The 17,897-nt window shown below is 61.1% G+C and carries 16 protein-coding genes; 11 read left to right on the top strand and 5 right to left on the bottom strand.

Features of this window, described 5'->3' with window-relative positions:
- Positions 1-30 precede the first annotated feature (30 nt).
- The 3 genes from UCMB321_RS16475 to UCMB321_RS16465 form a co-directional block, all read right to left on the bottom strand.
- Positions 31-1,479: an efflux transporter outer membrane subunit gene (locus UCMB321_RS16475; protein WP_245220816.1), complete on the bottom strand. Its 1,449-nt coding sequence runs from the start codon at positions 1,477-1,479 to the stop codon at positions 31-33.
- Positions 1,480-1,775: 296 nt separating this feature from the next.
- On the bottom strand, positions 1,776-2,210 hold the full coding sequence (locus tag UCMB321_RS16470) for a hypothetical protein (RefSeq protein ID WP_040068729.1): 435 nt from the start codon (positions 2,208-2,210) through the stop codon (positions 1,776-1,778).
- A 306-nt stretch (positions 2,211-2,516) separates the two neighbouring features.
- Positions 2,517-3,239, bottom strand: a complete 723-nt coding sequence (locus UCMB321_RS16465; RefSeq protein ID WP_040068728.1) for a pirin family protein — start codon at positions 3,237-3,239, stop codon at positions 2,517-2,519.
- 223 nt (positions 3,240-3,462) lie between these two features.
- Here UCMB321_RS16465 and UCMB321_RS16460 point away from each other — a divergent pair, with 223 nt between their 5' ends.
- Together UCMB321_RS16460 and UCMB321_RS16455 are read left to right on the top strand one after the other, a co-directional pair.
- Positions 3,463-4,413, top strand: a complete 951-nt coding sequence (locus UCMB321_RS16460) for a GlxA family transcriptional regulator (protein ID WP_040068727.1) — start codon at positions 3,463-3,465, stop codon at positions 4,411-4,413.
- A gap of 186 nt (positions 4,414-4,599) precedes the next feature.
- Entirely contained in the window at positions 4,600-6,096 is a 1,497-nt protein-coding gene (locus UCMB321_RS16455) for an ATP-binding protein (RefSeq protein WP_040068725.1), read from the top strand.
- Here UCMB321_RS16455 and UCMB321_RS16450 read toward each other — a convergent pair.
- Positions 6,043-8,838: an ATP-binding protein gene (locus UCMB321_RS16450; protein ID WP_040068724.1), complete on the bottom strand. Its 2,796-nt coding sequence runs from the start codon at positions 8,836-8,838 to the stop codon at positions 6,043-6,045. The two genes, UCMB321_RS16455 and UCMB321_RS16450, sit on opposite strands and share 54 nt — an antisense overlap.
- A 332-nt stretch (positions 8,839-9,170) precedes the next feature.
- On the opposite strand from UCMB321_RS16450, the gene UCMB321_RS16445 reads away from it, so the two are divergent.
- On the top strand, positions 9,171-9,794 hold the full coding sequence (locus UCMB321_RS16445; protein ID WP_052451270.1) for a flavodoxin family protein: 624 nt from the start codon (positions 9,171-9,173) through the stop codon (positions 9,792-9,794).
- Entirely contained in the window at positions 9,791-10,615 is an 825-nt protein-coding gene (locus tag UCMB321_RS16440; RefSeq protein ID WP_040068723.1) for an alpha/beta fold hydrolase, read from the top strand. The genes UCMB321_RS16445 and UCMB321_RS16440 overlap by 4 nt, the downstream gene beginning before the upstream one ends.
- 122 nt (positions 10,616-10,737) lie before the next feature.
- Here the strand turns inward: UCMB321_RS16440 and UCMB321_RS16435 are convergent, their stop codons facing one another.
- The gene (locus UCMB321_RS16435; RefSeq protein WP_040068721.1) at positions 10,738-11,178 is read right to left on the bottom strand and encodes a helix-turn-helix domain-containing protein; all 441 of its coding nucleotides are present in this window, start codon (positions 11,176-11,178) and stop codon (positions 10,738-10,740) included.
- 211 nt (positions 11,179-11,389) lie between these two features.
- Between UCMB321_RS16435 and UCMB321_RS16430 the strand changes: the two genes are divergently transcribed.
- From UCMB321_RS16430 to UCMB321_RS16400, 7 genes are all read left to right on the top strand, one after another.
- The gene (locus tag UCMB321_RS16430) at positions 11,390-12,310 is read left to right on the top strand and encodes a LysR substrate-binding domain-containing protein (RefSeq protein ID WP_040068718.1); all 921 of its coding nucleotides are present in this window, start codon (positions 11,390-11,392) and stop codon (positions 12,308-12,310) included.
- A gap of 142 nt (positions 12,311-12,452) precedes the next feature.
- Positions 12,453-13,088: a putative antibiotic biosynthesis monooxygenase gene (locus UCMB321_RS16425; RefSeq protein ID WP_040068716.1), complete on the top strand. Its 636-nt coding sequence runs from the start codon at positions 12,453-12,455 to the stop codon at positions 13,086-13,088.
- A complete protein-coding gene (locus tag UCMB321_RS16420) occupies positions 13,085-14,923 on the top strand; it encodes an amidohydrolase (RefSeq protein WP_040068713.1) in 1,839 nt (612 codons plus the stop codon). Before UCMB321_RS16425 ends, UCMB321_RS16420 begins: the two co-directional genes overlap by 4 nt.
- Before the next feature lie 67 nt (positions 14,924-14,990).
- Positions 14,991-15,617, top strand: coding sequence for an isochorismate family cysteine hydrolase YcaC (gene ycaC, locus UCMB321_RS16415; RefSeq protein WP_040068711.1), 627 nt, complete (start codon positions 14,991-14,993; stop codon positions 15,615-15,617).
- A 136-nt stretch (positions 15,618-15,753) separates the two neighbouring features.
- Positions 15,754-16,650, top strand: a complete 897-nt coding sequence (locus tag UCMB321_RS16410) for a LysR family transcriptional regulator (RefSeq protein ID WP_040068710.1) — start codon at positions 15,754-15,756, stop codon at positions 16,648-16,650.
- A gap of 84 nt (positions 16,651-16,734) precedes the next feature.
- A complete protein-coding gene (locus UCMB321_RS16405; RefSeq protein ID WP_040068707.1) occupies positions 16,735-17,388 on the top strand; it encodes a hydrolase in 654 nt (217 codons plus the stop codon).
- Positions 17,389-17,456: 68 nt separating this feature from the next.
- Complete coding sequence (locus UCMB321_RS16400; protein WP_040068705.1) at positions 17,457-17,885, top strand: DoxX family protein; 429 nt, start codon at positions 17,457-17,459, stop codon at positions 17,883-17,885.
- Positions 17,886-17,897: the final 12 nt, after the last annotated feature.

Here is a 17,897-nt window from a genome sequence, read left to right as displayed (position 1 = left end):
TGGCGTCGGCCATGGTGTTTTCTCACTGTTTCAATAACGGTCAGGACTTCCCAGGGAGGCCGGGGCCACATCGGTTCGGTTCCACCAGCCACCGCCCAGTGCCTGGAAGAGGGCGGTGGTGTCGCTATAGCGGGCGCTCTGCGCCCTGACGCGGGTGAGTACCGCGTTCTGGTAGGTCTGTTGCGCCGTCAACAGTGTCAGATAGCCAACGGCGCCCAGGCGGAACTGCGCCTGGGCCAGCGCCAGGCTGTCGCGGGCCGCCTGTTCGGCCTGCACTTGCTGGTTGAGCGTATCGGCATCGGCTTCCAGCGCTCTGAGGGCGTTGGCGACATCCTGGAAGGCCGCGATCACGGTGCTGCGATAACGGGCGGCCGATTCGTCATACGCGGCCACGGCGGCCCGCTTGCGGTGTTCGAATGCGCCGGCGTCAAAGATCGTCTGACTGATCGATCCGGCAAGACTCCAGAACCCCGTGCCCGAGGAAAACAGCTTGGTGCCACCGCTCGCACTGGAGCCCAGCGCAGCGGTGATGTTGAATTGAGGCAGTTGATTGGCAACGGCAACGCCGATATTGGCGCTGGCCTGATGCAGTTGCGCCTCGGCGGAGCGCACATCCGGGCGCTGCTCCACGATGGCCGAGGGGAGGCTGAGCGGCAACTGCTCTGGCAGCTGGAGGGAGGCCAGCTCGAAATGTTCACCCCGGTCCTGGTCAGGAAAGCGGCCGAGATAGGCCATCAACTGGTTGCGGGTTTGCGCGAGCTGCTTTTGCAGCGGCGGCAGCGTCGCGCGGGTTTGTGCCAGTGACGCCTGCTGCGTGAGCACGTCGGTATTGGCGATCGCCCCAAGCCGCCGTCGTGCCTGCAGAAGCGCCAGCTGGTCGCTCTGGAGCCGGATAATGGCCTCGGTGGCCGTCACCTGATCGCGCAGGGAGGCCAGGGTCACGGCGGTGTTGACGACATTCGAGGTCAGCGTGAGGTAAGTCGCCTCCAATTGGTAGCGCTCATATTCGGCCTGTGCGGTGGACGATTCGATCTGCCGACGGGTACCGCCGAAAACATCCGGGGCGTAAGAGACGCTCAGCGAGGCTGAGTTGACGGTGAGAATCTTCGGGGTGAAACCAGGCGTCGTGGCCGCCGATGGCAACTCTCGAGTCTTGGACAAGCTGCCACTGAGGGAGGGAAACAGCGCCGCCTGATCGGCGTAAACCAGTTCGTTGGCCTGATGCAGGGCGGCTTGAGCGGCGGCAACATCCGGATTGGCCTTCAGCGCCTCTTCCACCAGCGCGTTCAGTGCCGGCGAGCGGAACAGCGTCCACCATTGGCCAGGGATGTCCATGCCCGCGACCAGCTTTTGCGCGGCGCCTCCCGCCGCCACGTCCGCCGAGGCCGTCGTCGTGTCGAGTTTCTCCCGCGAATAGCCGGCGTTCTTGGCGACACTGGGCCGAACAAAGTCTGGCCCTACGGTACAGCCCGTGAGCATGGCGATGCAAAGCACACTCGCAGGAGCGAGAGCCTGGCAGATGCGAGAGGTCGCCTTCCGTTGGGATTGCTCTGGCTCTTTCATGGGCTCTCTAATTGATCAATTAGTTAGTTTATGAATAGACCAAGCCTATGCTCTTTACCTCCTTGGACAACGGTTAATGCGCAAGATTCGGGAGGCGGGCGGCACCCACTCAAGGCGTGACGGCCCATCAGAAGACTAATTGCTGAGTTAATTGGCGGCAAGTCAAGTGAAATTTCTTGGGCAGGCCGCGTCATGTCACCGAGCCACTTCAGTCAGTACGACGTGGCCAACACCTCGAACGCATTTTTAATGAAAGGCGCGGCGACACAGAGGAAGGTCACACCGATACTCCATTGCAGGACTCGGGTGGAGGACCGTTGCTCAGCCCGTTGTTCCTTGAGCTCGGCCCGGAACTCGGCCCGCTGTTCCTTGAGTTCTGCTCTCAGCTCGACCCCCTGCTCGCGGAGAGCGGATTGGAGCTCCTTGATGGACGAACGCAGTTCAGTGCCCAATGCCGTGATGGACTGTGTTAAATGTGTTTCAACTTGTTTTAGGTCTGATTTGAAATGTGCTTCAACCTGTTTTAGGTCAGCTTTCGATGCGAGATTTTCCACTTCAGCCTCCCACGCGTGCACAACAGCCTTGGCCTTGTCTGATGGAATGCTGACAGTGGTCAGCGCGTCGTAGAGCGTAATGGCGGGCGTCATTCTATCTCCTGTATTTGACAACGGCCCATGACAGCCACCTGATGTCGAGCCGTGCGTTGCGGCGCGGGGCTTGGGCATTCAGCCGGCAAAGGCGTCGCCGACACTGATCCATGGCACCGATACTGGACTCAAATCCCCTGGATGAGATAGCTGGATGTTTCGCTGGATTTTGTAGTCCTTTTCCTAGCGAATTGAGTGCCACAGATTGTTTGTCCAGGCAGTGAGGCGTGGGCGAGTCAAACGTCGTGAGTGTCATCAGCGGTACCGCTGAAGCCCGGGGGCACAGAGCCCCCAGGCCCAGTACGGTCATGGCATTTCCGGCAGCTCCTGAGGGCGCAGGTCGAACACCAGCACCTCGGCATCCGCGCCGTTGCTCAAGGTCAGCACCTGTTCATCCCGAACCCGCACGCCATCGCCTTCCTGCAGCTGCACGCCGTTGAGTTCGACCTTGCCCCGGGCCACGTGTACATAGGCGTAGCGATCGGCGGCCAATTCCAGGCTGGCGCTTTCCTTGCCGTCGATCAGCGCGGCATAAACCCGCGTATCCTGACGCACGCGCAGCGAGCCGTTGGCCCCGTCAGGCGAGATGATCAGTTGTAGACGGCCGCGTTTCTTCTGGGTGCTGAAGTGTTCTTGCTGATAACGAGGTTTGGCCCCGCTGACGTTCGGCACGATCCAGATTTGCAGGAAGTGCACCGGCCGGGTCGCCGAGTGGTTGTACTCGCTATGTGCCACGCCGCTGCCGGCGCTCATCAGTTGGACGTCGCCGGGGCGGATCACCGAACCGGTGCCGAGGGTGTCCTTGTGTTCCAGGGCACCTTCGAGCACATAGGAAAAAATCTCCATGTCCCGGTGCGGGTGTTGACCGAAACCTTTACCGGCCGCCACCCGGTCATCGTTGATCACCAGCAGGTCGGAAAAACCCTGCTCCCGCGGGTTGCGGTAGTTGGCGAAGGAAAAGGTATGGAACGACTTCAACCAACCGTGATTGGCCATGCCACGATCAGAGGCTTTGCGAAGGGTCAGCATGATGAGATCTCCTGCAGGGACGTTAATTCGTCCGAGTGAGGAGAAGGTTAATGTTTACCATTTTGTGCAATAAGTAGGTGAAAATTGAAATACTGTCTCTTTCAGATTGACAATTTTGTTCGACGAATCACGTATGCTTATTCCATGAGCACGCCACCCTCGGTCAGACTGTTCAACGTCGGTGTGACGCTTCCATTTCTTTGATATCAGTGACTTACAAACCATGAAAAGCGTGGCAATGGTGCTGTTCCCGGACTTCCTCCTGCTCGACATGGCCGGGCCCATGGAGGTGTTCTCCATCGCCAATCGTTATCTGGCTCCGGACGATCACTATCATCTGTCGATGATCGGCACCGAGCATGGCCCTCTGCGAGCTTCCAACGGTGTCAGCGTTCAGGCCGATGTGCATATTGATCAGGCGTGCGAGGGCTATGACCTGTTGCTGGTACCGGGCGGCCCCGGGGCCTACAACGAAAGACATCCGCCGTTGCTCGCCTGGCTTCAGCACGCTGTCCGCCGGAGCACCTGTTATGGCTCGATCTGCACGGGCGCTTTCGTGCTGGGGAATGCCGGTTTGCTGGACGGCTATCGCGTGACGACCCACTGGCATTATACGGAGCGGCTGATCAAGGGTTTTCCCAAGGCGACGGTGGAGACCGATCAGATTTACGTTCAGGACCGCAACCTGATCACTTCCGGCGGCGTCACCGCCGGCATCGACCTGGCACTGGCGGTGGTCGCCCAGGATCACGGCAAGAAAATCGCCCAGGACGTGGCCAAGGTGTTGCTGGTGGTGATGAAGCGCCAGGGTGGGCAGGCGCAGTTCAGCCCGTTGATGTCCGCGGTGGCGTCCCATGAAACCCCGGTCACCCGGGTTCAGCACCATGTGCTCGAACACCTCGATGAAGCCTTCAGCATCGAACGCATGGCCAGCCTGGCGAACATGAGTGCGCGGCATTTCGCCCGGGTATTTGCCCGGGAAGTGAACATGACGCCCATGGAATTTCTGCAAAGCGCGCGTATCGACTGCGCCAGAAACCTGCTGGAAACCAGTGACCTGCCGCTCAAGACCGTCGCCTACAAGAGCGGCTTCGGCAGCGTGCGGCACATGCGTTTTCTGTTCAGTGAAAAACTCGGCTTGACCCCCACCCAGTACCGGGAACAGTTTAGCTAGGAGCTTCTTGTCCGTTCTGCGCACCGGGATGGCCGTGACGCTCCCCCCGGGGCAGTTGTACGGTCACCCAAGCCTGCCAAGATAGTCGCGAACGCTTGGCAATAGAGATGCGGGAGCCTGGGCGAACTCGCGCAACGGGTGATGCCGTACCTTGAGCCGGGCCAGGTTTTCAGCACGTGACCCGGTATGAACAACCTCAGCGATTTGAACAGCGATACGGTACTGCGGTTCGGCCCCTACGCGTTCCACCCGCGTCAACGGTTGGTCCTGGAAGGTGATCGGCCGCTGCGCATGGGGGGGCGGGCACTGGATATCCTCCAGGTGCTGGTCGACCGCGCCGGCAACGTGGTCAGCAAGGACGAACTGATCGCCTGTGTATGGCCAACCTCGGTGGTCGAGGAAATCAACCTGCGTGTCCACATCGCCGCCCTGCGTCGGGCCCTCGGCGACGGCCTGGGTGGGCAGCGCTACATCGTCAGCATTCCCCAGCGCGGTTATAGCTTCATTGCCCCGGTGCAGCGCATTCAGGAGGGCGCATCGGTCTCGATCGACAGCGTGCGCAAGCCCCAGCATAACCTGCCAGTGCGGCTGACCCCGGTCACCGGTCGAGACTCGGTGGTGGGCAGTGTGGTCCGGCAACTGCCGGTTCGCCGTTTCATGACCCTGGTCGGTCCGGCCGGCGTCGGCAAAACCACGGTGGCCTTGCGCGTGGCGGAGCTGCTGTTGCATCACTATCGCGACGGTGTCTGGATCATGGATCTGGCGATGATCGATGATCCGACACGGATTATCGAGTCTCTGATTCGCACCCTCGAGCTGGACGGTGGCGTGGACGCCCTGGTGCCCTGGCATGCCTTGCTGGTGTTCGATAATTGCGAGCACCTGCTCGAAGACTGTCGAACAGCGGTGGAGACGTTGCTGGTGGCGGTGCCACGGTTGTCGATCCTGGCCACCAGCCGCGAGCCGCTGCGGGCATCGGGCGAAACGGTGCTGGGTTTGCCACCCTTGGCCGTGCCGCCCGCGTCAGCGTTGCACAGTGTGGCCGACGTCATGGAGTATTCGGCGGTGCAGCTGTTTGTCAGCCGGGTTCGAGCCCGTCAGCCGGCATTTACCTTGCGCGAGCGGGACCTCAAGACGGTGCGTGAAATCTGCCGCCGACTCGATGGTCTGCCGTTGGCCATCGAGCTGGCGGCGGCGCAGATCGACGCGCTGGCGCTGGTGGGGCTGCAAGCCCAGTTGGGCAACTGCCTGCAACTGCTGACCCACGGGCGGCGCACCGCCGTTGCGCGGCAGCAAACCCTCAAATCCGCGCTGGACTGGAGCTATCAGCGGCTGAGCCCGCTGGAGCAAACCGTGTTGCAGGGGCTGGCGGTGTTCAAAATGGCCTTTACCCTGGAGGCGGCCGTCGGCGTCATCGGTTGTGCGGTGCTGCGCCCCACCCGTCTGGTGGACGTGGTGGAGCGGCTGGCGCGCAAATCGCTGCTGTCGGTCGAGCGGGGCAATGGCATGACACGCTACCGGCTTCTCAACACCACCCGCACCTACGCTCGGGAGAAACTTGAGCGCAGTGGATTGCTGCGGGTGTTTGAAATGCGTTATGCCCGCTACTTCCGCCAGACCCGCTGGGCGTTACGCGGACCTGTGTCGTTGCAACTCGTCGAGCAGCCAACGGACCTGGGTTAGGTCTGGCGTGGCAAAGCCTTCAGTGAAGCGATCGTAGATCGGCGCCAACAGGTCATGGGCTTGCTGGAAGTGGCCTTGACGCTGCCAAAGCCGGGCCAGTGACGTGGCAGTACGCAGTTCCCAGGCCAGGGCACCCTGGGCTTTTGCCACCCCCAGCGCCTTGAGCAGAACGGCCTCGGCCGTACTCTGACAGTCTTCCGCAAGCAGAGCATCCGCTCTGGCCCGGAGGATTTCCGCCGTGCTCCAGCCCGCGGCGCCGTCTTCGGCCCGTGCCAGCAAGGCGTCATCGACGAAGCCGGTATTCAGGGTGACCATGATTTCCTTGATCAGCCCGGTAACGGGTTGCGGGTTCGAGTGTGCACCATCGGCATCGATCACCTGCGCGTAGTGCCGGGCCCAGTTGTGGAACAGCAGCACTGAATGTTTTTGTGCTTGCTCGAGCAGCAGGCGCAAGAGTTCGCGGGCAGTTCGACTGTCGCCGTTGTAGTGGGCGATCAGGCAACCGGACAGTGCCAGCGTGTAACAGATGGACGTGCCGTGGTCGATCCGGATCGCAATATCCAGCGCCTGACGGGCGGTGCACCAGGCCTTTTCGGGATAGCCCTGCAACCAGAGGATCCGCGCCAGGATGGTCAGGGCGGCGACGCTCTGGTCGTACTGGATGCCAAAGCCGTGGGTGAAGCGATTGAGGTGTCCGCTCTGGGCCATACGCTGAATGACCTGTTCGGCATTCTCCCGCGCCAGTGGCTGATCCCCGGCAAAGTGCAGGGCCAGCACCTGCAAACGGTGAGTACTCAGGGACGCAATGGCATCGTCTTGCAAACCCAGTCGATCGAATTGCAGACTCTGTTCCAGGGCCGCTTGGTAGTTGCCGCAACTGAGATTGACCGCCATGTGCCCGGACACGGCTTTGAGCTGACCGGCCACGTCGTTGCAGCGTTCGGCCAGGGTCCTGGCGCTCACAAAGGCTTCGACGGTTTCGGCGGTACCGCCCTGGGTATGGTAGCAGGAGCTGCCGAGGGCAAGCTTGAGGGCCATTTTCAGACGAGGGCAGGGCTCGGGCGTCGATTCGAGCAGTGCCAGGGCCTTGCGCACGTACACGCCGTGTTCCTTGAGCAGCGACAGCTCCTGCCAGAGGGGTGTCGAAACCGAAGCCAGTCGGATCGCCAGTGCCTGCGCCCCTTGAGCGTTCAAGCTCCAATCGAGGGCCGAGCGAATGTCTTCCAGACTGCGGGCGTAGCGCTCGATCCACACACAGGTCTGGACGTGCTCCCAGTCGTTCTGGGCCTGATGCATCAAGGCCAGGCAGCGTTCGGCGTGGCGTTCCAGGGTGCTTGGCAGATCAGTCGTCTGGTCGAGTTTTTCCAAGGCATAGCTGCGGGTGGTGTCGAGCAGACGGTAGAACACCTCTTCGTCGCCCACCTCCACGTTCAGCAACGACTTGGCCACCAGTTGCGTAATCGAGCCAAGCACCTCGCGGGGCACGATGTGTTCACCGACAATCACTGCGGCCGCCGACTCCAGCGTGAATCCTCCCCTGAACACACCCAGTCGACGCAGGCAGGTTTGTTCGCAGGCACTGAGCAGCTCGAAGCTCCAGTCGAGTGTGGCGCGCAGGGTCTGATGCCGGCCCAACGTCGTCCGGCAGCCCTGGGTGAGCAGACGAAAACTGCCTTGCAGTTGCGTCAGCAATCCACTCAGGCCAAGGTTGCCCACTTGCGCCGCGGCCAGTTCGATCGCTAAAGGAATGCCGTCCAGACGGCGGCAGATCTCGATCGCCAGAGGCAGCTCGTCATCGGTCAGTTCGAAACTGTCATGACTGGCCATCGCCCGCTCGACGAACAACTGTACCGCCGAAAAGGTCAAGGCTTGGGTGCGGTCCAGTGCGGCGATGGGCGGTGGGCAGTCCAGAGACTCCAGGCGCTGGACGAATTCGCCTTCGGCCCGCAGGCTCTCGCGGCTGGTGGCCAGAATGTGCACCTCGGGCGCGCCGCGAAGGAGGCTTTCGCTGAGCAGCGCAACGGCGTCGATCAGATGCTCGCAGTTGTCGATGACCAGCAGCATCTGTCGCTCGCGCAGGAAGCTCGCGAGACAGTTCATCGGTTCGGCGTCGTGCAAGGACAGGCCGAGCAGAGTCGCCAGGTGGGTGGTGATCATCAACGGGTCGTTGAGTGGGGCCAGGTCCAGCAGGCGAATGCCGTCCCGGTAGCGGCCGATCAGTTGTTCGGCGACGCGCAGCGCCACGGTGGTCTTGCCGATACCGCCCGGGCCGACGAGGGTGATGAAGCGCTGGCGTGGCAATTGCGTCACAAGACTGTCGACCAAGGCCTGGCGACCAATCATGCGCGTCCGACGAATGGGCAGGTTATGGCCGCTCTGCTCGTGCCCACCGCTCGCGGGACGTTGGACGACCTGTTCCAGCGAGTACGGCGCGACAAAGCTGTAACCACGCTGGGCCACGGTGACGATGTAGCGCTGGCCGGCCTGGCCGTCGCCGAGGGCCTTGCGCAACGCCGCCATGTGCACTCGCAGATTGATGTCTTCCACCACGCTTTTGGGCCATACCCGGGCGATCAGTTGTTGCTTGCTGACCACATTCCCGGCGTGCTCCAGCAGGATCAACAGAATGTCCATGGCACGCCGACCCAGGCGCAGGGGCTGGTCGCCCTCCAGCACCAGACGCTGTCCGGGGTAGATCCGGTAGGGGCCGAAATGGACAACCTGTTCGGGGGGAAGGGTCAACGGGGTACTCCTGCTTGCATCCGCCCATCACGCGGTATCCGAGCATTTTCCTTGGATTTTTTCGTCAGTGCAACGCGGTGGCCGAGCGCCTGTCCGGCATGCGCATCGACCGCCGGGTTTCCGGCGCCGCTCGCAAGCTCCGAATTGACTGGACGCGGCAGTGGCACAGGGGGCGTCGGGTTTTTTGGCGCACCGTTGAGAATTAACAACGTTTAACTCGTCCTGCGTTCGGGTTACACCCAAAAATCCAATACTTCCAAGCCCATCAACTGCAGCACCGGTTTTCGTGCTTCGTGCCGCAAAAGGGATCAACGTTTCAGGAGGATGCCGGAATGAGCAACGTGGTAGTGGTCTATCACAGTGGCTATGGTCATACGCGGGTCATGGCCGAAGCCGTGGCCCAGGGGGTGGAACGGCACCTGGGTAGTACCTGCCAGCTGATTCCGGTCGAGGAAGTGGACGACCATTGGGAGCGCTTGCACCAGGCCGACGCGATCATCTTCGGCGCCCCGACCTGCATGGGCAGCGCCTCGGCATCTTTTAAACGGTTCATGGAGCTCACCGCGTCGTTCTACCTGGCCCAGCCCTGGCGCGACAAACTCGCCGCCGGCTTCACCAACTCCGGTTGCCTGTGCGGTGACAAACTCAACACCTTGCTGCAGATGGCGGTCTTTGCCGCCCAGCACTCGATGATCTGGGTTGGCCTCGGCCTGCTGCCCGCACGTTCCAGCGTCGGCGTGTTCGATGGGCAATTGAATCGCTTGGGCAGCTCCCTGGGAGCCATGGCCCAGTCGAATGTCGAACAGTCCCCCGATCATGCGCCACCCCCCGAAGATCGTGATACCGCCGCGCACTTGGGTGAGCGGGTTGCGCGCCTGGCCGAACGAATGGGGCCATCCATCAGTTTGATTCACCCAAACACCCCCGACGTCTTACCTGAGGAGTCATCGCCATGAGCACATTCACCACCCGCGACGGTACCGAGATCTACTACAAGGACTGGGGCAGCGGTCAGCCCGTTGTCTTCAGTCACGGTTGGCCGTTGAATGCCGACAGCTGGGAATCGCAGATGATCTTCCTGGCCTCCAGGGGTTACCGGGTCATCGCCCATGACCGCCGTGGTCACGGCCGTTCCAGCCAACCCTGGTTCGGCAATGAAATGGACACCTACGCCGACGACCTCGCGCAGTTGATCGAGCGGCTGGATCTGCAGAACGCGGTGCTGTTCGGGTTCTCCACCGGCGGCGGCGAAGTGGCGCGCTACATCGGTCGACACGGCACCGGTCGCGTGGCCAAGGCCGGGCTGATTTCCGCGGTGCCGCCGCAGATGCTCAAGACCCAAGCCAATCCGGGCGGCCTGCCGATGGAAGTGTTCGACGGCCTGCGCCAGGCGTCCCTGGCGGACCGCTCGCAGCTGTACAAAGACATCGCCAGCGGGCCGTTCTTTGGCTTCAACCAGCCTGGCGCCAAGCCTTCTCAGGGGATGATCGACTGGTTCTGGATGCAGGGCATGATCGCCGGTCACAAGAGCACCTATGACTGCATCAAGGCGTTCTCCGAAACCGACTTCACCGAAGACCTGAAAAAGTTCGACGTGCCGACCCTGGTGGTACATGGCGACGCTGACCAGATCGTGCCGATCGAAGCCGCCGGCATCGCCTCGGCCAGATTGATCAAGGGCTCGAAACTGCTCGTCTACCCTGGCGCGCCCCATGGGCTGACGGATACGCACAAGGATCAGCTCAACGCCGACCTGCTGGCGTTCCTCCAGGCCTGATTGGCCCCGGCGCGGGCGTTCGGCCCGCGCCGGTTTTCTGCCTCTGCATGAGTGGCATTCCGGCGCCGGGGTGATGCTCGGTTGTCATTCCTGAAAGCGAGCGGTCATGCCGCTCGGTTTGATCATTGGGCGTAACGTTGAGCGACAGGTGAGGGGGTGGCTTGTGCTGTGGTGGGTGGCGCGGATCGCAGCGCCTGACAGCGCCAGGCGAAAGGCGTGATGCCTTCGCTGCGGGTGAAAATGTGGCAGAAGTGCGCCTGATCGCAGAAGCCGCACTCCAGACTGATTTGCGTCAGGGTCATGTCGGTGTTCTGGATCAGTTGCTTGGCCCGGGCGATGCGCTGGCAACGAATCCAGTCCTGGGGGGACAGACCCGTGCTGCACTTGAAGGTGCGGGAGAAATGGCTGCGGGACATCGCGCAGGCCCGGGCCAGTTCAGTGACTTCCAGGGGTTCGCCGAGGCGGTCGAGAATCAGTTGCTTGACCAGGCTTTCGCGCCAGGGCGTGAGGGCACCAGTGGTGGCTTTTTGCGCTTTCGTGGCGAAGTGCTGAGTATGAGCCATGACAAATATCCGTTGATGGGAATGCGTCGGCCCACTGTACGGTGGGCCTACACCCCCCTTTGGAAAAACAGGTTTGCGTAGATGGCTTGATTCTTGGTCGCAGGGCTCGGGCTTGCGAGTTAAACGTTGTTAATTCCTCTTGTTAAGCGCACATGATTGAGTAAAGTCCAAAAGACTGGTGCCTGACTGAAAACATAATGGAACCGTAGCTATGAACCGTAACGATCTGCGCCGCGTCGACATGAACCTGCTGGTGATTTTCGAGGCTCTGATGTTCGAGAAGAACCTGACCCGGGTCGCCGAAAAACTCTTCATGGGTCAGCCGGCCGTGAGCGCCGCGTTGGGGCGCTTGCGTGACCTGTTCGACGATCCGTTGCTGCTGCGTAACGGCCGCGGCATGGAGCCGACGGCGCGGGCTTTGGCGATTCTCAAGGAGCTGCAACCGGCGATGGACACCATCTCCGGGGCGGTCAGCCGGGCCAAGGAGTTTGATCCGGCTACCAGTTGCGATGTGTTTCGCATTGGTCTGTCGGATGACGCCGAGTTTGGCTTGTTTCCGGCGCTGTTGAGCCATCTGCGGGAGGAGGCACCCGGGATCATTGTGGTGGTGCGCCGGGCCAACTACCTGCTGATGCCGACGTTGCTGGCGTCCGGGGAGATTTCAGTCGGGGTCAGCTACACCACCGAACTGCCGGCCAATGCCAAACGCAAGAAACTGCGGGATATCCCCTGCAAAGTGCTGCGCGCAGACAACCGGCCTGGAGCACTGACGCTGGATGAGTATTGTGAGCGGCCCCATGCGATGGTGTCGTTTTCGGGGGATTTGAGCGGCAACATTGATCTTGATCTGGCCAAGGTGGGGCGCACCCGGCGGGTGGTGTTGGGGGTGCCGCAGTTCAGTGGATTGCGGGCGTTGCTCGCCGGGACTGAGATGATCGCTACTGTTCCCGACTACGCCGCTTGCGCGCTGGTCGAAGGCTGTGCCTTGAGGGCCGAAGATCCGCCGTTTCCCATCGATGAGGCAGAGTTGTCGATGGCCTGGAGCGGGGTGCACGACAATGATCCGGCGGAGCGATGGTTGCGCTCGCGGATTACCCAGTTCATGTCCGAGCCTCTGAATATTCCAGCTTGATCGTTCGCTCGTAAAGAGAGCACATACGTTCAATTTTCCCCTCCCTCGCAGCGGCATTATCGAATCCAGCCCCGGCGCATCGACGCCGCGGGTTGTTCACCTGTGCTTGCGCACAATTTCCGTTTCGCCGGAGCCTTTCGTCATGCCTGATTCCAATCGACTCGACCCTGCAACCACCCATCCGGTGCGGGGGGTCGAAGAAGTCGTGACCCTGATCGTCAAGCATCGGGTCAAGGCCGGTTTTGAAGTGCCCTATGAAGCCTGGCTGCGGCGGATTGTCGGTATTGCCGGGCAGAGCGAGGGGCATTTGGGGGTGGATGTGATTCGCGGCAAGAGCGCCGGCCTGGCCATGTTTACCTGCGTGCTGCGTTTTTGCTCCACCGAGGCCATGCAGCGCTGGCTCGATTCGCCGCAACGACAGGAGTTGGTCAACGAAGCCGCGCCGATGCTGGCGGATGGGGACCAGACCGAGGTCAATCCGGTCAAGGAATTCTGGTTCGCGCCACAGGCCGACGCCGGTTCGCCACCGCCGCGCTGGAAGCAGGCTGTGGTGACGTTGCTGGTGATCCTGCCGCATACCTTGCTGGTGCCGCTGATCTGGGGCCCGCTGCTCAAGCTCAACGCCTTTCTGTCCAATTACGTGGTTGCCACGTTTCTGATCACCGTGACCATCGTGGTTTCGGTGGTGTACCTGTTCATGCCCATGGCAACGCGCTTGTTCGCGCCGTGGCTGCAAGCTGGACAGCCTCATTCCACTCCGCCTGAGGAAACCCGATGAACGCCGATCTGATTCTATTCAATGGTCAATTTCATACCGTTGACCGTGAAAAACCCCTTGCCAGTGCGGTGGCGATCACCAACGGCCGCTTCGTCACGGTGGGTACCGATGCCGAGGCCATGGCCCTGCGTGGCTCGGGCACCCAGGTCATTGACCTCAAGGGCCGCTGCGTCATCCCAGGGCTCAACGACTCGCACTTGCACCTGATTCGTGGGGGCTTGAACTACAACCTGGAACTGCGCTGGGAAGGCGTGCCGTCCCTGGCCGATGCCTTGCGCATGCTCAAGGACCAGGCCGACCGCACGCCGACACCGCAATGGGTGCGGGTGGTGGGCGGCTGGAACGAATTCCAGTTCGCCGAAAAACGCATGCCGACGATTGAAGAGCTCAACCAGGCGGCGCCGGATACGCCGGTGTTCGTTTTGCACCTGTACGACCGCGCCTTGCTCAACCGCGCAGCGCTCAAGGTCGTCGGTTACACGCGCAACACGCCGAACCCGCCGGGTGGCGAGATTGTGCGCGACGCCAACGGCGAGCCGACCGGCATGTTGGTGGCACGTCCGAACGCGATGATTCTTTACTCGACCTTGGCCAAAGGGCCGAAGTTACCGCTGGAATATCAGGTCAACTCGACCCGTCAGTTCATGCGTGAACTCAATCGTCTGGGCCTGACCAGCGCCATCGATGCCGGTGGTGGTTTCCAGAATTACCCGGACGACTACGCAGTGATCGAACAGTTGGCCAAGGACCAGCAACTGACGGTTCGCATTGCTTATAACCTGTTCACCCAGAAGCCCAAAGAAGAGCTGACCGACTTCAAGAACTGGACCAGTAGCGTCACCCTGCATCAGGGCGATGACTTCCTGCGTCACAACGGCGCCGGTGAAATGCTGGTGTTTTCGGCGGCGGATTTCGAGGACTTCCTCGAACCGCGCCCGGACCTGCCGCAGACCATGGAACAGGAGCTGGAACCGGTGGTTCGCCACCTGGTCGAGCATCGCTGGCCGTTCCGTCTGCACGCCACTTACAACGAATCCATCAGCCGCATGCTCGATGTGTTCGAGAAGGTCAATCGCGACATTCCGTTCAACGGCTTGCCGTGGTTCTTCGACCACGCTGAAACCATCACCCCGCAGAACATCGAGCGGGTGAGGGCGCTGGGAGGCGGCATCGCGATCCAGGACCGCATGGCGTTCCAGGGCGAATATTTCGTCGACCGTTACGGCAGCAAGGCCGCCGAAGCCACGCCGCCGATCAAACGCATGCTCGCCGAAGGCGTGCCGGTGGGCGCGGGCACCGACGCCACACGAGTTTCCAGTTACAACCCGTGGACCTCGCTGTACTGGATGGTCAGCGGCCGCACCGTCGGCGGTCTGGCGTTGTACGAGGAAGGCTTGCCGCGCACCACCGCGCTGGAACTGTTCACCCACGGCAGCGCCTGGTTCTCCTCCGAACAGGGCAGGAAGGGCCAGATCAAGGTCGGGCAACTGGCGGACCTGGCGGCGTTGAGCGCGGACTTCTTCAGCGTCGAGGAAGAAGCGATCAAGTGGATCGAGTCGGTGCTGACGGTGGTCGGCGGCAAGGTGGTGTACGCCGCCGGCGACTTCGAAAAACTCGGGCCGGCCAGCGTGCCGGTGCTGCCGGACTGGTCGCCGGTGCTGAAGGTTCCCGGCCACTGGCGCCCGAATTCGCCGTTGCAGGCCCAGGTGCACCAGTGCAGCGGCCCGTGCGCGGTGCATACGCACAGCCATGAGAAGGCGCGCCTGTCGAATGCGCCGGTCAGCGATTTCGCCGGTTTCTGGGGCGCGTTCGGCTGTTCCTGCTTCGCCTTCTGATTTCGAAAAAAGCGCCGGCCTTTCTGACCGGCGCTCCCTGCAATAACCATCCACCGAGGAGTTTCACATGAGCAACGTTCCTTACAAGCGCCTGAACAAAGACGATGCTGTTGTGCTGTTGGTCGACCACCAGACCGGTCTGATCTCGCTGGTGCAGGATTTCAGCCCGAACGAGTTCAAGAACAACGTCCTGGCGCTGGGCGACATCGCCAAGTTCTTCAACCTGCCGACCATCCTCACCACCAGTTTCGACAGCGGCCCGAACGGCCCGATCGTGCCGGAACTCAAAGAGCAATTCCCGGACGCGCCGTTCATTGCCCGCCCTGGCCAGATCAACGCCTGGGACAATGAAGACTTCGTCAAAGCCATCAAGGCCACCGGTCGCAAGCAACTGATCATCGCCGGCGTGGTGACTGACGTGTGCGTGGCGTTCCCGACCCTGTCGGCGATTGCCGAAGGGTTTGAGGTATTCGTGGTCACCGATGCTTCCGGCACCTTCAACACCACCGTGCAACAAGCAGCGTGGGCGCGGATGTCGGCCGCCGGTGCGCATCTGTTGAACTGGTTCGCGGTGGCCTGCGAGCTGCAAGTTGACTGGCGCAATGACATGGAAGGTCTGGCGAATCTGCTGTCCCAGCGCCTGCCGAACTATCGCAACCTGATCAACAGCTACACCAAGTTCACTGCCAAGTGATTGGCTGAAAAAATGCCCGCCGATGTGCGGGCATTTTTTTTGCGCTCAAGAATGTTCAGGGTCAATTCCTTTTAATGAGGTGCCTGAAAGTGAAAAGGCGGCTATAAAGCGTTCAGCTGTCAACCAGAGAGTGACAATGAACCCGTTCGAAGACATGCGTATTTTTTGCCAGGTCATGGACTCCGGCAGCTTCACGGCGGCGGCCGATCAGTTGGGGCTGTCCAAGCAATTCGTCAGCCGACGCCTGATGCAACTGGAAGAGCGCCTGGGTGTACGGCTGCTCAATCGCTCGACCCGGCGGCTGGACGTCACACCCCTGGGACAGAGTTATTACGAGTCGGCCTTGCGCCTGCTCAGCGAAGTCGAGCAGGTGGAGCAGGGGATCGCCGGCCAGACCAGCGAGCCTCGTGGCACCATTCGCTTGAGCGCGCCGCTGTCGTTCGCGGTGGCGCACTTGGGTTGTCTGCTGCCGGTGTTTTTGCAGCGCTATCGCGACGTCACGGTGGAAGTGGACTTGAGTGATCGTCCGGTGGACTTGCTCAGTGAGGGCTACGACCTGGCATTGCGCATCGGTGTGTTGGAAGATTCGACACTGATCGCCCGACGCCTCGCCTCCATCCACCGGGTGTACTGCGCCAGCCCGGCCTACCTGGCCGAGCGCGGTACGCCGGTCAATCCCGAAGACTTGCACAGTCATGACTGCCTGCCTTACGGCCACGGTCGCCAGGTGCAATGGCGTTTCGAAGGGCAGGGCAAACCATTGACCGTGAACGTCACCGGAAGGATGCGGGTCAACAACGGTGAATTGCTCAAGGATGCGGCCATCGCCGGCATGGGCATTACTTATTTGCCGACCTTCATTGTCGGATCGGCCTTGAAGGACGGGCGGTTGGTGCAGGTGCTGGACAACTTCCGCCCTGAGCCGTTGACGTTATCGGCGGTCTATCCGCAGCATCGTCAGGGCTCGCGGCCGGTGCAGGCGCTGATCGAGTTCTTGCGCGAACGGCTGGATCGGACCGAGGGTGGGCTTTAATTTTCCAGATTCGCACACCCATACAATCGCGCTGCTCCAACGCCGCCGAAAATAGCACCTCTCAAACCTATCTGGAGAAGTGTTATGGCAACCGCAAAAGCAGCACCCGGCAAAGGCCTGATTGATCCGAGCAATCACGCCCTGATCTTGATCGACTTTCAGTCACAGATGGCATTTGCGACCAAATCCATCGACGCTGTCTCACTGCGTAATAACGCTGCACTGATCTCGAAAGCAGCGAAGGAATTTGGCGTTCCTGCCATTCTTACCACCGTCGCTGAAAAAAGTTTTTCGGGCCCGATGTTCGAAGAAATTACTTCGGTCTTTGCCGGCCAGGAGCTGATTGATCGGACCAGCATGAATACCTGGGAGGACGAGCGTATCGCCGTCGCCGTGAACAAGATCGGTCGCGACCGCATCGTGCTTGCCGGTCTCTGGACCTCGGTCTGCATCGTTGGCCCTGCGATCTCGGCGCTCGAACAAGGCTTCGAGGTCTACATCATTTGTGATGCGTGTGGCGACGTTTCAGACGAGGCTCATGAGCGCGCTATCGAACGCATGATTCAAGCCGGTGCGCGTCCGATGACCTCGCTTCAATACCTCCTGGAACTGCAGCGTGACTGGGCTCGCGGTGACACCTATAACGAGACGGTGAAAACCGCTATCACTCACGGTGGCGGCTATGGTCTTGGCTTGATTTATGCCAAGACCATGTTCAACGCGTCGGAAGGTCACTGATCTGTATCGCGCCTCTTCCTTGTTGAGGGAAGAGGCGCACTCCGGTAAGCGTTGGGAGGCCATGGAACATGTCCGCATCTGATAGGAATACGACGACTGCACCGGATGTGGCGCTGTGTTGGCTACGCATCACCGGTGTACTGATGCTGTTGCTGGTGCATGGATTGCCCAAGCTTTTCAACTTCGAGCACGAACTGGGGTTGATCGAAGACCCGTTTGGCTTGGGGGCTCGGTTGACCTTGTCCCTGGCCATTTTTGCGGAAGTGTTTTGTCCGATATTTATCGCAGTGGGGCTTCTGACGCGCCTTGCGACACTGCCTGTTCTATTTTTGCTGGTTGTATCGGTCATCTGGGTGCATCCCGAGTGGAGCCTGGCCGAGGGCCAGTTCGCCTGGCTGCTGCTGATCATCTTCTCGACGATCCTTGTCGGCGGATCTGGACGATTGGCCTTGGGGACCGGGCTGTCGCATCGTTGGCCGCTCCTGAGCAAACTGTAGGGGGAAAGGGTG

This window comes from Pseudomonas batumici (genome assembly GCF_000820515.1).
GTDB classification, from domain to species: domain Bacteria; phylum Pseudomonadota; class Gammaproteobacteria; order Pseudomonadales; family Pseudomonadaceae; genus Aquipseudomonas; species Aquipseudomonas batumici.
The sequence above is the reverse complement of the archived record's forward strand: the minus strand, read 5'-3'. Positions and strand labels throughout refer to the sequence as shown.

Bases quoted from the DNA above. Each gene is read 5' to 3' on its own strand.
- ycaC (WP_040068711.1), top strand. From the start codon at position 14,991: ATGAGCAACGTTCCTTACAAGCGCCTGAACAAAGACGATGCTGTTGTG.
- UCMB321_RS16455 (WP_040068725.1), top strand. From the start codon at position 4,600: ATGAACAACCTCAGCGATTTGAACAGCGATACGGTACTGCGGTTCGGC.
- UCMB321_RS16400 (WP_040068705.1), top strand. From the start codon at position 17,457: ATGTCCGCATCTGATAGGAATACGACGACTGCACCGGATGTGGCGCTG.
- UCMB321_RS16435 (WP_040068721.1), bottom strand. From the start codon at position 11,178: ATGGCTCATACTCAGCACTTCGCCACGAAAGCGCAAAAAGCCACCACT.
- UCMB321_RS16425 (WP_040068716.1), top strand. From the start codon at position 12,453: ATGCCTGATTCCAATCGACTCGACCCTGCAACCACCCATCCGGTGCGG.
- UCMB321_RS16410 (WP_040068710.1), top strand. From the start codon at position 15,754: ATGAACCCGTTCGAAGACATGCGTATTTTTTGCCAGGTCATGGACTCC.
- UCMB321_RS16430 (WP_040068718.1), top strand. From the start codon at position 11,390: ATGAACCGTAACGATCTGCGCCGCGTCGACATGAACCTGCTGGTGATT.
- UCMB321_RS16460 (WP_040068727.1), top strand. From the start codon at position 3,463: ATGAAAAGCGTGGCAATGGTGCTGTTCCCGGACTTCCTCCTGCTCGAC.
- UCMB321_RS16420 (WP_040068713.1), top strand. From the start codon at position 13,085: ATGAACGCCGATCTGATTCTATTCAATGGTCAATTTCATACCGTTGAC.
- UCMB321_RS16445 (WP_052451270.1), top strand. From the start codon at position 9,171: ATGAGCAACGTGGTAGTGGTCTATCACAGTGGCTATGGTCATACGCGG.
- UCMB321_RS16405 (WP_040068707.1), top strand. From the start codon at position 16,735: ATGGCAACCGCAAAAGCAGCACCCGGCAAAGGCCTGATTGATCCGAGC.
- UCMB321_RS16465 (WP_040068728.1), bottom strand. From the start codon at position 3,239: ATGCTGACCCTTCGCAAAGCCTCTGATCGTGGCATGGCCAATCACGGT.
- UCMB321_RS16470 (WP_040068729.1), bottom strand. From the start codon at position 2,210: ATGACGCCCGCCATTACGCTCTACGACGCGCTGACCACTGTCAGCATT.
- UCMB321_RS16440 (WP_040068723.1), top strand. From the start codon at position 9,791: ATGAGCACATTCACCACCCGCGACGGTACCGAGATCTACTACAAGGAC.
- UCMB321_RS16475 (WP_245220816.1), bottom strand. From the start codon at position 1,479: ATGCTCACGGGCTGTACCGTAGGGCCAGACTTTGTTCGGCCCAGTGTC.